At 60.2% G+C, this 17,910-nt stretch carries 16 protein-coding genes; 7 read left to right on the top strand and 9 right to left on the bottom strand.

All coding sequences use genetic code 11. The features are described 5' to 3' along the window. Complete coding sequence (gene ruvA / locus ACR0KX_RS14145; protein ID WP_480708530.1) at window positions 1-678, bottom strand: Holliday junction branch migration protein RuvA; 678 nt, start codon at window positions 676-678, stop codon at window positions 1-3. Beyond that, complete coding sequence (gene ruvC / locus ACR0KX_RS14140) at window positions 675-1,172, bottom strand: crossover junction endodeoxyribonuclease RuvC (protein WP_170623761.1); 498 nt, start codon at window positions 1,170-1,172, stop codon at window positions 675-677. Before ruvC ends, ruvA begins: the two co-directional genes overlap by 4 nt. Window positions 1,173-1,505: 333 nt before the next feature. On the opposite strand from ruvC, the gene ACR0KX_RS14135 reads away from it, so the two are divergent. Further along, a complete protein-coding gene (locus ACR0KX_RS14135) occupies window positions 1,506-1,721 on the top strand; it encodes a DUF1127 domain-containing protein (protein ID WP_170520539.1) in 216 nt (71 codons plus the stop codon). Between the two features lie 100 nt (window positions 1,722-1,821). Here the strand turns inward: ACR0KX_RS14135 and ACR0KX_RS14130 are convergent, their stop codons facing one another. The 4 genes from ACR0KX_RS14130 to ACR0KX_RS14115 all read right to left on the bottom strand — a co-directional run bounded on the left by ACR0KX_RS14130 (window position 1,822) and on the right by ACR0KX_RS14115 (window position 6,714). After that, window positions 1,822-2,166 carry a hypothetical protein gene (locus tag ACR0KX_RS14130; RefSeq protein WP_170454312.1) on the bottom strand — a complete coding sequence of 115 codons (345 nt, stop codon included), beginning with the start codon at window positions 2,164-2,166 and terminating at the stop codon, window positions 1,822-1,824. Window positions 2,167-2,273: 107 nt separating this feature from the next. Then, on the bottom strand, window positions 2,274-3,146 hold the full coding sequence (locus tag ACR0KX_RS14125; protein ID WP_170623763.1) for a 50S ribosomal protein L11 methyltransferase: 873 nt from the start codon (window positions 3,144-3,146) through the stop codon (window positions 2,274-2,276). Between the two features lie 66 nt (window positions 3,147-3,212). After that, window positions 3,213-4,445, bottom strand: a complete 1,233-nt coding sequence (locus tag ACR0KX_RS14120) for an MFS transporter (RefSeq protein WP_170454316.1) — start codon at window positions 4,443-4,445, stop codon at window positions 3,213-3,215. Window positions 4,446-4,518: 73 nt separating this feature from the next. Next, a complete protein-coding gene (locus ACR0KX_RS14115) occupies window positions 4,519-6,714 on the bottom strand; it encodes a primosomal protein N' (RefSeq protein ID WP_170623765.1) in 2,196 nt (731 codons plus the stop codon). Between the two features lie 88 nt (window positions 6,715-6,802). On the opposite strand from ACR0KX_RS14115, the gene fsa reads away from it, so the two are divergent. The 4 genes from fsa to ACR0KX_RS14095 all read left to right on the top strand — a co-directional run bounded on the left by fsa (window position 6,803) and on the right by ACR0KX_RS14095 (window position 10,069). After that, on the top strand, window positions 6,803-7,456 hold the full coding sequence (fsa, locus tag ACR0KX_RS14110) for a fructose-6-phosphate aldolase (protein WP_170454320.1): 654 nt from the start codon (window positions 6,803-6,805) through the stop codon (window positions 7,454-7,456). Between the two features lie 205 nt (window positions 7,457-7,661). After that, entirely contained in the window at window positions 7,662-8,369 is a 708-nt protein-coding gene (locus ACR0KX_RS14105; protein WP_170454322.1) for a DUF484 family protein, read from the top strand. Then, a complete protein-coding gene (locus ACR0KX_RS14100) occupies window positions 8,366-9,286 on the top strand; it encodes a tyrosine recombinase XerC (RefSeq protein WP_170623766.1) in 921 nt (306 codons plus the stop codon). The genes ACR0KX_RS14105 and ACR0KX_RS14100 overlap by 4 nt, the downstream gene beginning before the upstream one ends. Before the next feature lie 87 nt (window positions 9,287-9,373). After that, entirely contained in the window at window positions 9,374-10,069 is a 696-nt protein-coding gene (locus tag ACR0KX_RS14095; RefSeq protein WP_170454326.1) for a CDP-alcohol phosphatidyltransferase family protein, read from the top strand. Window positions 10,070-10,075: 6 nt separating this feature from the next. Here ACR0KX_RS14095 and ACR0KX_RS14090 read toward each other — a convergent pair whose 3' ends face one another. Together ACR0KX_RS14090 and ACR0KX_RS14085 are read right to left on the bottom strand one after the other, a co-directional pair. Beyond that, window positions 10,076-10,540, bottom strand: coding sequence for a hypothetical protein (locus ACR0KX_RS14090; RefSeq protein WP_170454328.1), 465 nt, complete (start codon window positions 10,538-10,540; stop codon window positions 10,076-10,078). A 79-nt stretch (window positions 10,541-10,619) separates the two neighbouring features. Continuing rightward, window positions 10,620-11,075, bottom strand: a complete 456-nt coding sequence (locus ACR0KX_RS14085; RefSeq protein WP_170623768.1) for a methylated-DNA--[protein]-cysteine S-methyltransferase — start codon at window positions 11,073-11,075, stop codon at window positions 10,620-10,622. Window positions 11,076-11,280: 205 nt separating this feature from the next. On the opposite strand from ACR0KX_RS14085, the gene ACR0KX_RS14080 reads away from it, so the two are divergent. Together ACR0KX_RS14080 and ACR0KX_RS14075 are read left to right on the top strand one after the other, a co-directional pair. Continuing rightward, on the top strand, window positions 11,281-12,735 hold the full coding sequence (locus ACR0KX_RS14080; RefSeq protein WP_480708529.1) for a di-heme oxidoredictase family protein: 1,455 nt from the start codon (window positions 11,281-11,283) through the stop codon (window positions 12,733-12,735). Window positions 12,736-12,944: 209 nt separating this feature from the next. Next, window positions 12,945-14,903, top strand: a complete 1,959-nt coding sequence (locus ACR0KX_RS14075; protein ID WP_480708528.1) for a hypothetical protein — start codon at window positions 12,945-12,947, stop codon at window positions 14,901-14,903. A 41-nt stretch (window positions 14,904-14,944) separates the two neighbouring features. On the opposite strand, the gene ileS is transcribed toward ACR0KX_RS14075, so the two are convergent. Further along, on the bottom strand, window positions 14,945-17,857 hold the full coding sequence (gene ileS, locus ACR0KX_RS14070) for an isoleucine--tRNA ligase (RefSeq protein ID WP_170454336.1): 2,913 nt from the start codon (window positions 17,855-17,857) through the stop codon (window positions 14,945-14,947). Window positions 17,858-17,910: the final 53 nt, after the last annotated feature.

Genomic DNA, 17,910 nt, shown 5'->3' with positions numbered 1-17,910 from the left:
TCACCCTTTCGGTGCCAGTAGTTTCAGCGCAGCGCGGATCAGGTCCGCCTCACCCGCCTCCGGCAGGTTGGCCGCCGCTTCGGCCACGGCCGAGGCCGCCTCGGACGGGCCATACCCCAGATTGGACAGCGCAGACAAAGCCCCGGCCGATGCCGCAGCCGAGCCCGAGGCCGCTTTTGCCGCCCGCCTTGGTGCAGGCGCAGGTTCGGACGGCTCAACCACGTCCAGCGCGGGACCATCCGAAGCCTCGGTCACAGTGCCGCCCATGGCCATCACACCCGGCGCCTTGTCTTTCAGGTCCAACACGATCCGCTGCGCCGTTTTAGGGCCCACGCCCTTGGCCGCCTTGACGGCAGCCCAATCACCCAGCGCAATCGCACGGCTCACGCCATCCGGCCCCAACGCCGACAGAATGGCCAGCGAGACCTTAGCCCCCACACCCTGAACCGAGCAAAGCAGCCGATGCCACTCCTTCTCGACCAGCGACAGGAATCCGTAAAGCTGCATCAGATCTTCGCGCACGACCATGTCGGTATAGATCGAGACCGCCTCGCCTACGCCGGGCAACGCCGCCATTGTCCGGTCCGAGCAATAGACGATGTACCCAACCCCGCGCACGTCGATCAGAATGTGATCCGCCGCGCGATAGTCCAAACGCCCCGTCAGCTTTCCGATCATGCCCGTACCTCTTTCACCCGCGATTGCTGCGTCTTGCCGTAATACGCATGACAGATCGCAATCGCCAGCGCATCCGCCGCGTCCGCGCCTTTCGGCGCACAGCCGGGCAGCTGCAGTTTGACCATGTGAAGAACCTGTTCTTTCTCGGCATGGCCGACGCCGACCACGGTCTTTTTGACCCGGTTGGGTGCATATTCCCCCACCGGCAGACCGGCCTGCGCCAGTGTCAGCAGGGCAACCCCTCGCGCCTGACCCAGTTTCAGGGTCCCTGCCCCGTCCTTGTTCACGAATGTCTGTTCGATTGCGGCCTGATCCGGCTGATGATCCGCGATAACCTCGACAATCTGATTGTGCAGGGACAGCAGCCGTTCACCCAGATCATCCCCATCCGACTTACACAAGCCATTGGCAACGTGGCTCAGGCGGCTGCCATTTGATTCGATGACGCCCCATCCCAGGGTTCTCAGCCCCGGATCAATGCCCAGAATTCGCATGTTGTGCCTCGGCCTGCTCGGGTTATGTGATGTTTTTTCAACGCCTAGCACGAAGCGTGAACATTTTCCAAGCGAATTGACCGGAAGTCTGAAAGCGACACCAGTATCCCACCCGCGACCCAAAGGTGTATTTGCGACCTGAAACGGGTCTGAAAGCGGCACCCGGATGAAGGTAAATTCACCAAATATTTAAGGGGATTACAGCCTCGTGAAGCCTTGCAAAAAATGCATAGGACACATGCAAAAAATGATCTTGTGAAGGTTATATGACAACACTAGATGCCGCTCAGATCGACTGATCAAACGTAAACACAAACCAGAAGGAAACAGGATATGGCTGCACTGGACACCACCCGCATCGCCACCACTGGCTCGTTCGGCCTCGCTGGCCGTATCGGCGCGTTTTTCGTATCGGCGTTCAACGTCGCTGCAGAATGGAACGACGCCCGCGCAACCCGCAAGGCGCTGGCTGGCCTGACGGATCGTGAACTGAGCGATATCGGCCTGTGCCGTGGCGATATCGACGACATCATCCAGCGTCGTCGCTAAAAGCGGCGACCGCGTATAGGCCCCTTCCTCCTCCCTGAGGGGCAAAAAAGAACACCGCGTGCCATTCAGCATGCGGTGTTTTTTTCTTCAGGAGGTTCGTTTAGTAGAGAATTTTGTTCAGTTGGACCGCGAGAGTCTCGGACAGAGGGTCAATCTGCATGACCCAGGCACCCGCTTTCTCGACCGAGGTTCCTTCGTTCAGGCTGTCGATCCGGAACTGGTACCCCGTTGGTCCGAGGCTGGAGAGCAGGAACGCCTTGAACCCGAAGAACCCGAGCAGACAGAACAGCAGCACCTTTGCGGGCACCGCAGATCGGACCCGCTGTGGTTTCATGACAACCAGGCCGTCTTTGCGCATCGTGGCGCGGTAGCCCCGGCTCATCTTCTGATGTTTCTTGTTCAGGCGATGAACGCGCTGATCGAAATCCAGTTGCTTTACCGTCATGGCAGCCTCCTCAAAACCGCCCCCCTCGACTTGATTGGAAAACGGTAAGTAGAGATTGCGACAAAAGCGTGGCGAAAATCCACAAAACTCCTGTAAATGGCCTAAATTCAGCCCTGTTTGCTTAAGATTAGCGTCGTCCATTCACCAATCTCGGCTCGATTTGCCAGATTAAATCCATTTTGGGAATAAACGGTTACAACATCATCGGCCTGCTCATTCAGGATTCCCGACAGAATGGCATAGCCTTCGGGCCGCAGATTCGCGGCGATTTCCGGAGACAGGGCCACCAGCGGACCTTTGAGGATATTGGCGAAGATCAGGTCGTAAGGTGCCAGGGCCTGCAACTCGGAATGGTCAAATCCCGCCGCCTCGACACAGCGCACGGCACCGGACATGCCATTGGCGGTCAGGTTTGCTTCGGCTACATCGACGGCAACCTGATCGATGTCGCTGGCGATGATGTCGCCATCCCAAACGCGCGCGGCGGCCATGGCCAGAACGGCGGTTCCGCAGCCGATATCGGCCACTTTCGAGGCGGTGAAGCCTTGATCCAGCAAATGATCCAACGCTTTCAGACAGCCCAGAGTCGTGCCGTGATGTCCGGTGCCAAAGGCCATCGCCGCCTCGATCAGCAGCGGAATGCGGCCTTCGGGCAGTTTGTCGGCATCATGGCTGCCATAGACGAAAAACCGCCCCGCCTCGACCGGGGCCAGTTCACGGCGCACATGGGCGACCCAATCGGTTTCGGGCAGTTCCGAGACGACAAAGGGCTTGGCGTCAAACGCAGCCGCAAGCACGGCCAGCGCGGTCTCATCCGGCGCTTCGGTGAAATAGCCGCCAACCTCCCACAGGCCCGAGCCGTCTTCGACCTCGAACACGCCGACACCGGTTGGTTCCGGGTCCAGACGCTCCATCGCTTCGCCCAGACCTTCGGCGGCGGTCTTGCCGGTCAGAGTGGTAAGCGCGGTGAATGTGGGCATGGGGGCCTCCTGTCTCAGTTGAAACAGCGCCTATGGCGCGGGCCCGCCAAGGTCAAGCACTGGTGCTTATTCAGCGGGGGCCGGGGCGTATTTCGCCAGGATTGTTTCATTGCCCGGTTCCGGGTGGCGCGGGATCAGCAGCGACAGCGCCAACGAGATCAGCGCCATCGCCGCGGCCAGCCCGAAAACCGCACCGGGTGAGACGACCCACAGCAAGCCCAGAAGCGCAGGCAGGAACACCGCCGCAATGTGGTTGATGGTAAAGGCCACCGCCGCCGTGGGCGCGATATCCGCCGGGTCGGCGATTTTCTGGAAATAGGTTTTCAGGGCCAGCGCCAGCGCAAACAGCACGTGGTCGATCACATAGAGGATCGCGGCCAGCAGCACGCCCCAGCCGAACCAGTAGATGCCGCCATAGGCCGCGAAGACAATCGCAAGGCCAGCGTATTCGAAAATCAGCGTGCGGCGTTCGCCGAACCTGGCCACCGCTTTTCCCAGCAGCGGCGCGGCCATCATATTGATCATCAGGTTGATCAGATACAGGCTGGTCAGTTCGTGCACTTCGAACCCGAATTTCTCGACCATCATGAAGCCCGCGAAGACGACAAAGATCTGCCGCCGCGCGCCAGCCATGAATTGCAGCGCGTAGTACAGCCAGTAGCGGCGACGCAGTATGATCTTTTTGGTCTGCGGCGTCGGCGCGTCGAATTGCGGATAGGCAATCAGGCTGAACAGCGCCAGCAGGACGGTCACGCCGCCCGCAGCCATGAAGACGAAGTTATAGGACAGATCGAACCGGTCCCAGGTCAGCACGATCAGCCCATAGACCACCATCGTCGCGGCTGAGCCCATCGCCACCAGCCAGCCCAGCACCTGCGGCGCGCGGTCCTTGGGCAGCCATTGCAGTTGCAGCGACTGGTTCACCGTCTCGTAATAGTGAAACCCGATCGAGCTGAACAGCGTCACAAACAGCAGCCCGCCAAGGCTGGGAAACCACGCCGTGACCGCCGTTGCCACGCCCAGCATGATCAGCGAGATCATCGCTAGAACCTGCTCGCGGATAAAGATGATCACCGCGATGACACCGACCGCCAGAAAGCCGGGGATCTCGCGCACCGTATGCAGCAACCCGATATCCGCGCCGTCGAAATTCGCCACTTCGATAACGAAGTTGTTCAGCAGCGCGCTCCACCCGTTGAAGGCAATCGGCATGGTCATCGCCATCACGAACAACAGCGTGATGGGGCGGCGCCAGAACGGTAGGCTTTGCGCCTCGGAAAGCGGCATGGGTTTCAGCATGAGACCCCTCTACGCCTATTTTCGCAGCTTGGCGAGGGGTTTGCTGCACAGCCGCCCTGCTCAGATGCAGAGGTCAGTAGAAACTCTGCGGATCGATATCCACGGTCAGGCGAATATCGCCTTTCAGACGCAAAGGCGCGATCCAGCGGGCGATGGCGTCCTGAATAGGAGCACCCTTGGGGGCCTTGACCAGCAAACGCACGCGGTGTCGGCCCCGAATACGGGCAATCGGCGCGGGTGCGGGGCCAAAGACCTGCGCGCCGATCTGGCGCAAAGGCGCATCGTTGCGGGCCATGGCGTTGCCGATGTCGAACACCGGCCCGACCTCTGGCCCCGACAAGACGATCCCGGCCATGCGCCCATAGGGCGGCACCCCGGCGGCTTGTCGCCCAGAGGCCTCGGCCTTCCAGAAGCCTTCCTCGTCGCCCGACAGAATCGCCCGGATCACCGGATGTTCCGGCTGAAAGGTCTGTAGCAGAGCCTGCCCCGGCTTGTCGGCCCGCCCTGCGCGCCCGGCCACCTGCCGCATCAACTGGAACGTCCGCTCGGCAGCGCGCAGATCGGCACCATGCAGGCTGAGGTCGGCGTCAATCACGCCCACCAGCGTCAGCTTGGGAAAGTTGTGCCCCTTGGCCACCAGTTGCGTGCCGATGACGATATCCGCATCCCCTTCGGCAATCTCTTCGATCTTGGCCTTCAGCGCCCGGGCCGAGTCGAACAGATCGGAACTGAGCATCGCAATCTTCGCCTCGGGAAAGGTTGCCTCGGCCTCTTCCGCCAGCCTCTCGATCCCCGGCCCGACCGGGGCAAGCTTACCCTCGACCCCACAAGACGGGCAGGTTTCAGGCATCGGCTTGGTCTCACCGCATTGATGGCACATCAGGCGTTTCAGGAACCTATGTTCCACCATGCGCGCGTCGCAATGGTCGCAGGCGATCTGCTCGCCGCAGGCCCGGCAAAGGGTCACGGGCGCATAGCCGCGACGGTTGATGAACAGCAACGACTGTTCGCCCCTCTCGATCCGCTGCCGCACCGCCTGCCGCAGCGACGGAGAAATCCACGTCCCCGGCTGCATCTGCTCGGCCCGCATGTCGATGGGCTTCATCTCGGGCAGAACCGCCGCCCCAAAACGCGAGGTCAGGTCGAGCCGCTCATACTTCCCCGCTTCGGCATTGGCCCAGCTTTCCAGCGACGGCGTCGCGCTGGCCAGAATCACCCGCGCGCCACAAATGGCCGACCGCAAAACCGCCATGTCACGAGCGCTGTAATGCACGCCGTCTTCCTGTTTGTACGAGGTGTCGTGTTCCTCATCGACCACGACCAGCCCCAGATTGCGGAACGGCAGAAACAGCGCCGAGCGCGCGCCGACCACCAGTTGCGCATCCCCCTGCCCGACCATGCGCCAGACCCGACGACGCTCGGTCATAGTTGCCCCCGAATGCCATTCCGCCGGGCGCGCACCAAACCGCGCCTCGACCCGGGTCAGGAATTCGGCGGTCAGAGCAATCTCGGGCAGCAGCACCAGCGCCTGCCGCCCCTGCCGCAGCGCCTCGGCCACGGCTTCCAGATACACTTCGGTCTTGCCAGACCCCGTCACGCCTTTCAGCAGCGTGGTGCCGTAATCCCCGGTCCGTTGCCCGGTCTGCAGCCGCGCCACGGCTGCGGCTTGATCCTCGGTCAGGTCTTTGCCGGGCAAATCCGGGTCCAGATGCGGATAGGGCAGATCGCGGGGGCTGTCTTCTTCGCGCACCGCGCCCTGTTTGACCAACCCTTTGACAACAGACGAGGTCACACCCGCCTGCTCGGCCAGTTCCTTCAGCGTGAAAGCCAAGCCGCCATAGTCGCGCAACACCTCCAACACCCGGGTCCGGGCATCGGTCATCCGGTCCGGCTCGCGGTCGCTCAACCTGTAAATCTTGCGCATCGATGGCGGATCACCCAACCCCGGCGCGCGCGTCGCCAGCCGCAGCATCGCAGGCATGGGTGTCAACGTGTAGTCGGCCACCTTGCCCAGAAAAAGGCGCATCTCTTCCCGCATCGGCGCAACGTCCAGCACGCGGATCACCGACCGCGCCTTGGCAAGGTCAAAACCACCCTGCCCCGGCCCCCAGACCACGCCCAGCACCTTGCGCGGACCCAAAGGCACCTCGACAAACGCGCCCAGAAAGCACCCACCCTCGGGCGCTTTGTAATCCAGCGTCCGGTCCAGCGGCTGCGTTGTCAGCACCGCTACCAGCTCTCCTTCGTCGAAAAATCCGTTAGCGCTCACGGCATATCCTATGCAGGGGGTTCCAGCAGGGGTTTCTTTGAGGTAAAGCCATCCGCGACCAAGGCCAACCCATCAAAGGACTGCCCTCATGAAATTCTTCGTAGACACAGCCGAGATCGACGCCATCGCCGAATTGAACGATCTGGGCATGGTGGACGGTGTGACCACCAACCCCTCGCTGATCCTGAAATCGGGCCGCGACATTCTGGAAGTGACCAAGGAAATCTGTGATCTGGTCGACGGCCCCGTATCCGCCGAAGTTGTCGCCACCGAGGCCGACGACATGATCGCCGAAGGCCGCAAGCTGGCCAAGATCGCGCCGAACATCGCGGTCAAAGTGCCGCTGACATGGGCCGGTCTGAAAACCTGCAAAACCCTCAGCGACGAAGGCCAGATGGTTAACGTGACCCTGTGTTTCTCGACCAATCAGGCGATTCTGGCGGCCAAAGCGGGCGCGACCTTCATCTCGCCCTTCATTGGCCGGTTGGACGACATCAACCTCGACGGCATGGACCTGATCGCCGATATCCGTCAGGTCTATGACAATTACGGTTTTGAAACCGAAATCCTCGCCGCCTCGATCCGTACCGTGAACCACGTGACCGACAGCGCCCGTATCGGTGCAGACGTGATCACCGCACCGCCTGCCGTGATCAAGAAACTGGCCGATCACCCACTGACCGAAAAGGGCCTTGAAACCTTCCTGGCCGACTGGGCCAAAACCGGTCAGAAGATCCTCTGACCTCAAAGCCTTAGCGCCCGCGCGGCACCGACAGGTGCCGCGCCCGGCCCAACTGCAAACGCCTGATCCCCGGATCAGGATGTTGCAGGCGGGAGCCGTTCGAGCACAGATCGCACCAAAATCTACCCATACGTGCATTTTTTCCAAGGCAATCCCGACCTGTCATGGTATAAGTCGCCAAAACAAAAAACCGACCGGACGGGACATGAGCAGCAACCCAAAACTCGAGGATAACCTCCGCGCCGCGATTCTGGCCAAGCCCGACGCGTTGCTGGACGACAAGGATCTGATGCAGGCGCTTGTGGCCGCCAATGAACAGGCGCGCGGAGACAATGTGATCGACCTGCGCGGTATCGCCATGCAACGGCTCGAGGCGCGGCTGGACCGGCTGGAAGACACGCACCGCTCGGTCATCGCCGCCGCTTACGAGAATCTGGCGGGCACCAATCAAGTGCACCGCGCCATTCTGCGGCTGCTGGAACCGGTCGAGTTCGAGGACTTCCTGAAGGTTCTGGGCAATGACGTGGCCGAGATCCTGCGGGTCGACCGCGTCACGCTGGTTCTGGAAACCACGGTGGTGCAGGACGATCCGGCCATCGACAAGCTGGGCGGTGTTCTGACCGTCGTCGAGCCCGGTTTTGTCGATACCTACCTGACCTATGACCGCGGCGGCCCGGCCCGCGAGGTCACGTTGCGCGAAATTCAACGCGCAAACCCGCGCGTCTATGGAACCGGAGCAACCCATCTGCGGTCCGAGGCCTGCCTTAAGCTGGATCTGGGCGCGGGCCGTTTGCCCGGCATGATCGTGATGGGCGCGTCGGATCCGCGCCACTTTACCCCGCAGCTTGGCACTGATCTTCTGGCCTTTTTTGCAGGCGTTTTCGAACGGTCGATGCGTCACTGGCTGTCGTGAGCCTGATCTCCCCGGCCTGCCGGGACGCCCTCCAACACTGGTTGGAGAGCCTCAGCGCGCTGGCCGGGCGATCGGACAACACACAAACCGCCTATCGCGGTGACGTCACCGATTTCCTGTCCTTCATGACCCTGCACCACGGGGATCGTCAGGGTTTGGCCGCTTTGGAACGCATTACCGTATCGGACATGCGGGCCTGGATGGCGGATCAGCGCGGATCGGGCGTCGGCGCGCGGTCGCTGGCGCGTAAACTCTCCGCTGTCAAAAGCTTCTACCGCTGGCTGGCCGAACGTGAAGGCTTTGAACCCACCGCCGTCCTGTCCACCCGCGCGCCCAAGTTCACAAAGAAACTACCCCGCCCCCTTGCAGAAGACGCCGCCCGCGCGATGATCGACACGGTCGAGCTGCAATCGACCTCGGACTGGGTTTCTGCCCGCGATGTGGCGGTGGTCACTCTGCTTTACGGTTGCGGTTTGCGGATATCCGAAGCCTTGTCCCTGACCGGAGCCGACGCCCCGCTGCCTGCAACCCTGCGCATCATGGGCAAAGGCGGGAAAGAACGCATTGTTCCGGTCATACCCGCCGCCCGTGAGGCCGTGACCCGATACCTGAAACTCTGCCCGCACCCTCAGGCCGACGATGCGCCCTTGTTTCGCGGCGTGCGCGGCGGGCGGCTGAACCCGCGGGCCATTCAGGGCGCGATGGCCAAGGCGCGGATGCAACTGGGCCTGCCGTCAACGGCCACACCTCATGCCATGCGACACAGCTTTGCCACCCACCTGCTTACGGCCGGGGGGGATTTGCGTGCAATTCAGGAACTGCTGGGCCACGCCTCATTATCGACCACTCAGGCTTACACTGCCGTCGATACCGCGCGGTTGATGGAGGTTTACAACCGTGCGCATCCCAAAGCGTGACGCCTGGAACGCTGCGTCCTGAAGACTTCTGCAACTTAAGCGGGCTTTTGATTTGCATCTCGCCAACGCATCGTACATGACAGCCGCATGACACTTAGATTCAAAGCATTAGCCGTCCATCTTTTCACCGCAACGGGCGCCGTTTTCGCCATGCTGGCCATGCTGGCCGCCGTCGAGGAAAAGTGGAGCCTGATGTATCTCTGGCTTGTCGTTTCCTTCATAGTCGATGGCATCGACGGTCCTTTGGCCCGACACTATCACGTCAAGAAAAACGCGCCTGAATTCGATGGCGTCCTGCTGGACCTGATCATCGATTACCTGACCTACGTGTTCATTCCGGCCTATGCCCTGTTCAAATCCGGGTTGATGGATGGCTGGACCGGATGGTTTGCAATCATTGTCATCACCTTTGCAAGCGCGATGTATTTTGCCGATACGCGCATGAAAACCAAGGACAACTCGTTTTCCGGCTTCCCTGGATGCTGGAATATGGTGGTTATCGTGATTTTCGCGCTTGAACCCAACTTCTGGTTCAGCCTGGTGCTGGTGACGTTGCTGTCGATTGCAATGTTCCTGCCGCTGAAATTCGTCCATCCCGTACGGACCGAACGCTGGCGCAGCCTGACCTTGCCGATGGCCCTGGCCTGGACCTTCTTTGCGGGCTGGGCAGCCTGGGTCGATTTCCACCCTGAAAGCTGGGCGCATTGGGGGCTGGTTGTCACCAGCCTGTATCTGACCTTTGCCGGTATCGCGCAGCAGATCATACCGCAGCGCAATACCTAGAGGGGGTTACAGGACGTCCTGAACCTCGAACTCGGTGCCGTTATGGGTAAAGACATCTCCGGCCTGTAGCCCAACCATGGCCAGATAGATCGGGCTTTGCGTTGAAATGCCCATATAGGTCTTGCCGTCCACGTCAAACCGCGTCGTGGAAACGCAGACAACAAAGCGGCGGTTGTTGAACTTGATGATCGCACCCGGTTGCACCGTATCGGTCAGGCCGAAATCGGTGTTTTCAATGACGTCGATCTTGGCGTGATGCGCATGGACCGGGGCGTCAAAAGCGGCCGCCAGATCGGCATTCTCACGCGAGGCGGCAATATCGTCCTTGTCGTGGCCCTCGCGGTCATCCAGCTGAGCGTCTTTCAGAAAGGCATCGTAATGCGCCTGAGCGGTCGCCAGTTCCTGCGCCTCTAACGACATCAGCTTGTCAATAATGGCCTTCTTGCGGGCGGCACGGTCTGCGTCGGTCATCATGCAATAGGATCCTTCAAAATCAGCATCAAATATAAGTTGAGCATCCGGATTTCGGATTGCAACTGATTTCCGTCACTCAGATCAACAGGCCCGCTGCCTTTTCATGACGCAAAAGGGCCACCTTCGTCTCGATCCCGCCATCACCGGAAAACCCGCCCAGACCGTTGGCGGCCAGCACCCGATGACAGGGAATAATGACCGGGATCGGGTTTGCCCCGCAGGCTTGCCCCACCGGCTGCGCAGGTTGGCCCAGCTCTTTTGCGATGTCCCCGTATGTGCGTGTCTCACCCAATGGGATCGCGTACATCAGATCACAAACCTGCTTTTGAAACGCGGACCCTTCGACACGGTACGGCAGGTCGAAACGGTCAAGCTGACCCGCATCATAGGCCCGCAACTGGGCCGCGGCCTCGTGCAGCAGAGCCGTCGGTTCACCTTCGTCTGCACCATGCCAAACAAGACGCCTGACAAAGCCGTCCTGCTCTTCCACCCCAAGGCATCCAAAACGCGTTTCAACGGCAATCATCGGCATGTCGCGATGCTGTCAGAGCGGGCTCAGTTTCGCAAGGCTCGGCGCTCATCCACTTAAACAAACACGCATTCACATAAAACGTTGTCGTGATGAATTGTTATCCCTAACGTGAGGGCAGCTGAAATCAACGCCAATGTGGGATGGGATGCGAAATCAGATTCGCGTTATTGTTGTAGGTTCGCTTGTTTTATCAGCTTCAGTTGCTTTGGCCGAAACGCCTCCGCCGGTCGATCAGAAAGACCTGATGTCGCGGTTGGGCAAGGACCGGCTCAAGGCTTTCGTCTATGCCTTTGAGGCCGGCGACGAAATAACCGAAGCGGACTATACGATGGAGCGCGGGGTTGGTGCACGCGTCTCAGATGGCCAGTATTTCTCGCGCCTGCCACGCGCCGATCTGGCCAGCGCCGGGGATTGGGCCGAACATTTTCCCGCCCGCGAAGGCGGCCCTCAGGCGCATTCGTGCATTTCCTGCCACTCGGCCCCGCTGGCCAACGGGGCGGGACCGATGGCGATGAACGTTGTGATCGACCCGACGCATTCGGGTGATCCATCCAGCTTTCTGGAACGCAACACCCTGCATCTGTTCGGCCTTGGCGCCGTGCAGCGGGTCGCCGAGGAAATCACCCAAGACCTGAAGCAACAGGAAGCCGCGCTGGCCAAGGAAACCTGCGAGGAAAGCTTCCCGATCAAGCACTATCTGGTGTCCAAGGGTATTTCCTTTGGCGCGCTTACAGCCTCGGCCGAGGTGGACGGAACAACCTGCAAGGCCAGCATTAACTACGATGAGGTCTACGGAATCGATGAGGACCTGATCGTGCGTCCTTTTGGTTGGAAAGGCTTGCACTCGACCCTGCGCAGCTTTGCCAGAAGTGCGGCCCATAACGAGATGGGAATGCAGGCGGTCGAGTTGGTCGGAAACGAGGACGGGGATTTCGATGGCGTGACCGGCGAACTGACGGTCGGAGACGTCACCGCTGTCACGCTCTATATGGCTGCGTTAGAGCGGCCAACCTCCAAGCTGGAACTTGCGGAACTGGGTCTGGTCGAGTTGACCCAGGATGAGAAATACAAGCTGTTGCGCGGCGAACAGCGGCTGGTGGATGCCGGGTGCACGTCCTGCCATGTGCCAAGCGTCGATCTGAATAATGCGGTGTTTGCCGAACCCAGCGCCGTGCCGGGATATAGCGAGGAAGAACTGCCCAGCGGCGCAATCGCCGCCAAATTGGGTTTGGACGGGAAAAACCCCATGTGGTTTGACCTGACCAAAGATCAGCCCAACAACCGGATCGCAATGGCCGACGGCAGCGAGGTCCATTTGGGCGCGTTCCCAAGCAAGGGCGAGACCGGCGCAACCGTGTTCTGGTACACCGATTTCCGCCGTCACGACATGGGTCCCAAGCTTGCCGATCCGATTGACGCTTATGGCTTCGGTGCCTCGGTTTGGCCCACGCGGTCGCTGGCAGGTGTCGGTTCGACGGGTCCGTGGCTGCACCACGGCCATGCCACCACATTGCGAGAGGCGATTATGGCCCATGGCGGCGCGGCGGAGCTTAGCAAGAACGCGTTCATTGCGCTGCCCGAGGAACAGCAGGACGAGTTGATCGCATTCCTCGAAAACCTTGTGATCGCGAATTTCGATCCCGAGGAAGAGGAAGGCTAACCGGCCGTCCGACAACGCCGCAGAGGTCCAAGTTCATCCTGCGCCTGCCTGCTGAAACAGCGCGGGCGCAGTTGGTTTTGGCCGGGCCCAGTTGGCCAATTCCCGCGTCGCAAATTTAGACAAATTGCCAGATAAGCGCGTCCTTTTGGGAAAACCCTCGGCCCGTGCTATGCTGATGGCATTGTTTTATGCGTTGGAGTTTTGGGGGAATGGGACGGCATCTTGTCCTCACAGTTCATGGTATCGGCGAACAGAAACCCGGTGAAACGGTAGATCAGGTCGTTGGCGCGGCCACGACCTGGCTGGACGGGCGACCCAAACCCCCGATCGAGGTCGAACGCGGCATGATCGAGCTGGCCGAGACAACGTTCAACGGCACCCCGCGCAATGCCAAGCTCTATAAGGTTAATCTGCGGAAAGTAACCAAACCCTCGGTCCCCAGCGACGAGGCCCTGTTTGCCGAGGTTTATTGGGCAGATCGTTCGCCCGCGCCAAAAGGGGCCATCAAGACAATACTGGATCTGATCTGGGTGGTTCTGGCGCTGGGCTATCTGGCGATGGACAATGTCGAACAGACCCATCAGCGCAAGAATATCGCCCCGGACGCCCCCAACGGCAGGAACACTTTCGCCGCACAGTTGGTTCATCTGTTCACCTGGATCTTTTTTGGCGCGGTCGCGACCCTGAACGCCTATCTGTTGCTGGGCGCGGCGGTGATAATGATCGACAGAATTCCGGTCGGATTTTTTCAAAGCCCGACATTGCTGTTCTGGCTGCTTCTCGCGCTTTACGCAGGCGGAGCTGTTGTTGGTCTGCTGCGTGGTTTTTCCGCCCCGACCTATCTGCGGCGGGTATTTTGGCGTGGCATGTTCGGAATGGGGGTCGTTCTGGCGCTTGGTCTGGCCCTAGGGCCGGTTGGCGCTGAATTTCGCAATTGCATCCCGTCAGAGACAACTTTCTGTCCTTTGATCCTGGAACCCTTTGTGGGCTTTCAGATCTACATATTGTCGGTCTTCTGGGCCACGCTGATCTTCCTGACACTATTTCTGTACTTGATGTCCGCCGCCCCCATTCAGATCAACGACAATCTGACAGAACACAGGCGGCTTTATCCAAGCATTTGCGCCGGCATGATGATCTTCTGGATGTTCTTCATTTCGGGTCTGTGGCTAACCATCGAACAGATGTTGAAAACCGTTGATTTCTTGTCGGACGGTCAGCTCCAGACCTTGTTCGACGCCAACCTCCGCGACTCGATCGAAACGCTAAGCGCCGTGTTCATCGCCATCGTTCTGCTGCTTTTGGTCGGTGGCGGGCTGTTTGCCGGTCGCCGGAAATTCAAGGCGAACCTGCATGCCCGCAACGGGCTGATCAGCCGCGCGATTGTCAATCGGTTTGCGCAATGGGTCTTTTTGTTTGGGGCGATTGTGCTGGTTCTGGTAACGATCCGCGAGATTGTCACGAACCCGCACCATGGCTCTGTCTGCAAAACCACCCTGAACGACGCCTATGTCATTGCCTGGGCTTTGGATCGGCTTGCTTGTTTTCACGGTGAGATCGGCCTGATCGTGCTGGGCGCGACGGCTTTGATGTACCGGTTTTCAGATTTTGTTGCTGCCGGGCTGGGCGTGGCGCGGGACATTGTGACTTATGCCATTCGCGACAGATGTTTCATCAGCGCAGATCTGAACAGCAGAATCCACAACTACCCGGACCGTACCGCCATTGACGAGCGGTTCTATCGCACAATGCACTATGTGCTGGACGTCTTTCCGGCGGACCATATCACCGTGATCTCGCACTCTCAGGGCACTGTGATTGCGACCCAGATGTTGGCCGACCCGCGGGTGCAACGGCTGATAAACGGGCGGAACCTGACATTGATCACGATGGGCTGCCCGGTCACGCATATCTACCAGCGCTATTTCCCCGAGATGTTTACGGTCGTTGCCGGTAAACTGAATGCCGCGTGGTTCAACATATTCCGGCAGGATGATTTCGTCGGCACTGAGATCGAAGGCGGCCTGATATTCTCGGATCGCAACATACCGGTCAATCCCGGAGGGCATTCCGGGTACTTTACCGATTATGAGGTCTGGAAAGCTTTGACAGATCCGAAAATCGGGTTCGACCTGTTCAACCCGACACCTCAGACCAAGCAGCCCTGAACTGAAATCGCCCCCTCAGATGCCCGAGGGGGCGGTTCGCTTTAGCCCAGTGCTTCGTTGCAGCGTCCGCACACGCCTTCATGCGCGTGCAACCCGACATCCGGCAGGATCTTCCAGCAGCGCTGGCATTTTTTGCCCTCGGCTTTCTCGAAAATCACCGCGACGCCTTCGATTTCCGGCACGCGGAACGCCTCGGCCGGGGCTGGATCGCCCGTGACGGTCAAGCCGGAGGTGATGCACATGTCATCCACGTCAAACGTCGCCAGCAAGTCGCGGGTTTCGCCATCCTCGACATTTACAATCGGCGCGGCCTCAAGGCTCGATCCGATCACCTTGTCCTGGCGCTGCACCTCAAGCGCGGCGGTCACGGCGCGGCGCACGCGACGAACCTTGGCCATGTTGGTTTCCAACTCGACGTCGCGCCAATCGGCGGGCGTTTCGGGGAAATCCACCAGATGGACCGAACTGTCGTCGCCCGGGAACCGCTCCAGCCAAACCTCTTCCATGGTGAAAACCAGAACAGGGGCCAGCCATGTGGTCAGGCGGTGGAACAGGATGTCCAGCACCGTACGGGCCGAACGGCGGCGCAGGGTATCACCGTCGCAATAGAGCGCGTCTTTGCGGACGTCGAAATAGAAAGACGACAGATCGACCGTGGCAAAGGTAAACACCGCGCTGAACACACCCTGGAAGTCGAAGGACGCATAGCCCTTGCGCACCTGTTCATCCAGTTCCGCCAGACGGCTGAGCACCCAGCGTTCCAGACGCGGCATGTCCTGCGGATCGACCCGGTCGGCTTCGGTAAAGTCTGCCAGAGAGCCCAGCATGAACCGCATCGTGTTGCGCAAACGGCGATAGCTGTCAGCGGTGCCCTTCAGGATTTCCGGCCCGATCCGCTGGTCAGCGGTATAGTCGGTCTGAGCAACCCACAGGCGCAGGATATCCGCGCCGTATTGCTTGACGATCTCCTCCGGGACAATGGTGTTGCCCAGCGACTTGGACATCTTGTTGCCCTTGGCGTCCAGCGTGAAGCCGTGGGTCACCACGTTCCGATATGGCGCGCGTCCCTTGGTGCCGCAGGCCTGCAGCATGGACGAATGGAACCAACCACGATGCTGGTCGGTGCCTTCCATGTAGACATCGGCGATGCCGTCCTCGGTCCCGTCCTCACGGTCGCGCAAAACGAAGGCGTGGGTCGAACCCGAGTCGAACCACACGTCCAGCACATCGAACACCTGGTCGTAGTCGTCCGGGTTGGCAATGCCGTCCAGCACTTGCTCTTTGAAGCCTTCGGTATACCAGATATCCGCGCCGTCCTTCTCGAACGCCGCCTTGATGCGGGCGTTCAGGTCTGCGTTGCGCAGCAGGTAATCCGCGTCGGTGGGCAGAGCACCTTTCTTGGTGAAGCAGGTCAACGGCACACCCCAGGCGCGCTGGCGCGACAGAACCCAGTCCGGGCGCGCCTCGATCATCGAATACAGACGGTTGCGGCCGGTCTGCGGCGTCCATTTCACCAGCTCGTCGATGGACCGCAGCGCACGTTCGCGGATGGTGTCGCCCATCTCACCCATGCCGTCATCCAGCTTGCGGTCGACCGAGGCAAACCACTGCGGCGTGTTGCGGTAGATGATCGGCGCTTTCGAGCGCCACGAATGCGGATAGCTGTGCTTGATCTTGCCGCGTGCCAGCAGCCCACCAACCTCGACCAGCTTGTCGATCACGGCTTTGTTCGCATCACCCTCACCGCCCTTGCGGGACAGGATGTATTTGCCGCCGAAGAACGGCAGATCAGCGCGGAACGAGCCATCGTCCATCACGTTATAAGTGATGACCTGCTCGAGCATCCCCAGATCGCGGTACAACTCGAATTCTTCCATCCCGTGTGACGGCGCACAGTGGACGAATCCGGTGCCTTCGGTGTCGGTCACAAACTCAGCGGCGCGGAAATCGCGAAGATCATCCCACTCGCCATTGCCGCCCTCGGCCCCGGCCAGCGGGTGGGTCAGTTGCACGCCTTCCAGTTCATCGGTGGTTACATCGCGGACACGGGTCCACTGGTCGTCGTTCAGACGGGCACGGCCCAGCACATCCGCGGCCAGATTGTCGGCCAGCAGGAACTTGTCGCCAACACTGGCCCAGCATTCGTCCGGCGTGTCGGTGACTTCGTACAGGCCGTAGGAGATATCCTTGCCGTAAACGACCGCCTTGTTCGACGGCATGGTCCACGGAGTCGTCGTCCAGATCACCACATAGGCATCATCCAGATCGCCTGCATTCACGACCCTGAACTTCACCCAGATGGTAAAGCTTTCCTTGTCGTGATACTCGACCTCGGCCTCGGCCAGCGCGGTCTTTTCAACAGGCGACCACATTACGGGTTTCGAGCCCTGATAGAGCGTGCCGTTCATCAGGAACTTCATGAACTCGTCGGCGATCACTGCCTCGGCGTGGTAGTCCATGGTGATATAGGGATCGGCCCAGTTGCCGGTGATGCCCAGACGCTTGAACTCTTCGCGCTGGATATCGATCCAGCCCTCGGCGAACTTGCGGCATTCCTGACGGAAGTCGACGACGTTCACCTCGTCCTTGTTCTTGCCTTTCTTGCGGTACTGCTCCTCGATCTTCCATTCGATGGGCAGACCGTGGCAGTCCCAGCCGGGCACATAGCGCGCGTCAAACCCCATCATCTGATGGGACCGCACGATCATGTCTTTGATGGTCTTGTTCAGCGCGTGGCCGATATGCAGGTGGCCGTTCGCGTAGGGTGGGCCGTCATGCAGGGTAAAGGGCGTGCGGCCCTCTTTCTCGCGCAGGCGGTCATAGACGCCGATCTTTGCCCAACGGTCCAGCCATGCGGGCTCGCGCTTGGGCAGGCCGGCGCGCATGGGGAAATCGGTCTTGGGCAGGTTCAGCGTGTCTTTGTAGTCAGGTGTTTGGGTCGTGTCGGCGCACATTGGGGGCGTCCTTTGGGTGATCTGGTCGTACTAGGATCGAAGCGGTCGGTGCG

It is taken from the genome of Ruegeria sp. BG5, assembly GCF_056538425.1.
The sequence above is the reverse complement of the archived record's forward strand: the minus strand, read 5'-3'. Positions and strand labels throughout refer to the sequence as shown.